3 protein-coding genes are annotated in these 2019 nt (G+C 42.9%); 2 read left to right on the top strand and 1 reads right to left on the bottom strand.

The genetic code is table 11. The features are described 5' to 3' along the window. A partial coding sequence (locus tag WBV27_RS05595; protein ID WP_424200168.1) for a DUF1295 domain-containing protein occupies positions 1-760 on the bottom strand: 760 nt, incomplete at its 3' end. 303 nt (positions 761-1063) lie between these two features. Here WBV27_RS05595 and WBV27_RS05590 point away from each other — a divergent pair. Both WBV27_RS05590 and WBV27_RS05585 read left to right on the top strand, forming a co-directional pair. Continuing rightward, the gene (locus WBV27_RS05590) at positions 1064-1381 is read left to right on the top strand and encodes a carboxymuconolactone decarboxylase family protein (protein ID WP_424200166.1); all 318 of its coding nucleotides are present in this window, start codon (positions 1064-1066) and stop codon (positions 1379-1381) included. A 19-nt stretch (positions 1382-1400) separates the two neighbouring features. Beyond that, entirely contained in the window at positions 1401-1814 is a 414-nt protein-coding gene (locus tag WBV27_RS05585; protein WP_424200164.1) for a cupin domain-containing protein, read from the top strand. The last annotated feature ends 205 nt before the right edge of the window (positions 1815-2019 follow it).

Here is a 2019-nt window from a genome sequence, read left to right as displayed (position 1 = left end):
TCATTAAAATAGGCGAGATGATTAATAACAGATAATAATAAGGGTTGATGGAATCCGTAAAGAACAACGTAATACCACTAGCATACAATCCGATCCAAATCAGGATTTCACCGAAATAGTTTGGATGGCGTGTGATTGACCATAATCCTGATTGCAGAAGTGAATGTGTTTTTTTATTGATGTGTCGCCTTAGTTGTTCATCCCCAACTACTTCAAAGAACAATCCTAATAGCGCAACGAACAATGCAGCATAAACGAAATAGCGGTGGGCCGAATCAAAACTGAATTCGTTGTATTTGATTACCACATAGCTGGCAGATCCAACGATAAAGTTGATGATACCCTGAACCACAAACACTCTAAAAAAGGCGGTGACAACTACTTTATCGCCCCACTCTTTACGCCATTGTGCGTATCTGAAATCTTCGGGTTTCCCATAATTTCTTTTTAATAAACGGAGCGATAACCTAAGGCCCCATACACTAATGAACCCAACAATAGCATACGATAAAACTGTGGGATTTTCAGTCACAAGCAGTGTAAGCCAGCTCCCCACAACAAACCCTATCCCCCAACCAATATCGACAATTGAATTGTTTTTAATTACTGTTGCGATAATAAAGATGATCGTAAAGTAAACAAAGGTAAAAATTAATGGAACAAGCAGTCCGTCCAAACCAAAATTCGTGAATCCTTGTGTCGCTATTGCTAACGTCGCTATAAATAATAACGTATAAATTACAATTCTTTTCTTATCCATATTCCACCTCTTTCAATTTTTTATCCATCTCAGCATACCCCAAAAAAGTAAAATAATTCAGCCAGTTCTATCAATAAGATATAATACTCTCATTATACACTAATATATAATAAGCAATCGAATCAAAGCTTTTAATGAAGCCGGAATTTATTATCCTTTTCCGAGAATACTCAAATTGAATAAGCCATGCGCTTCCCCCAAATTCTCTAAAGGTAGAACAGCACAAAAATGTTGAGCTGGCCCTTGACTTAAAGTGCACTCTAGGGAGTATGCTGAATGTAATATTCCTAAGGAGATGATTTTATGGCAAAAGTAACTGCAGGAAGAGATTTATTAGGCGATTTTGCGCCAAAATTTGCTGAATTGAATGACGATGTCCTATTCGGGCAAGTCTGGTCGCGGGAAAAGGAATTCGCGCAGCGCGATCGTTCCATCGTCACCGTCACAGCATTGATCACAGGCGGAAACTTCGAGCAGCTTCCGTTCCACTTGAACAAGGCGAAAGAAAACGGCATTACAAAAGAGGAGATTGTGGAAATCATCACCCAGCTTGCGTTCTATGTCGGCTGGCCGAAAGCCTGGTCCGCATTCAATATCGCAAAAGAAACATACAAAGATTAATTCACAGGAGGAAAAAAATATGTCCAAAAACGAAGAAGTAAAAAAAGGCGTCATCTTCCCGATCGGGGATGAAAATACAGCTTACGAGCAGTACTTTGTCGGCCAAAGCTATTATAATGCACTGGTTGCCGATCCCGAAGTGGCTGTCGGCGTCGGCAATGTGACTTTTGAACCAGGTTGCCGCAACAACTGGCATATTCATCACGACGGCTACCAAATCCTGTTGGTCACCGGCGGAGAAGGATGGTATCAGGAAGACGGCAAGCCTGCCCAATCCTTGAAGCCCGGGGATGTCATCGTTACGCATGACGGTGTGAAACACTGGCACGGTGCCGCCAAGGACAGCTGGTTCGAGCACATCGCCATCACTGCTGGAAGACCGGAATGGCTGGAAGCTGTTTCCGAAGAGTTGTACGAAGGACTTCATCAATAATTGTACAAAAAAGAATGTCCGGCCTTAGAACTGGGGCCGGACATTCTTTTTTTGATTGTATTATATTAGTGAAAAAGATTTGCGGTGTCCGCTCGTCGGAGGAAATTTAGGTTGCCGGACCTTCAGCTCCGGCGAGGCAGCTGCTCTCCGGAGGACAGCCTTCAGAACCGGCCTCAATTCCTGCGAAGCGGACCTCGCCGGAGAT

The sequence above is a fragment of the Trichococcus sp. genome, assembly GCF_049589555.1.
Classification (GTDB): domain Bacteria; phylum Bacillota; class Bacilli; order Lactobacillales; family Aerococcaceae; genus Trichococcus.
This window is presented reverse-complemented; position numbering and strand designations above follow the sequence as displayed.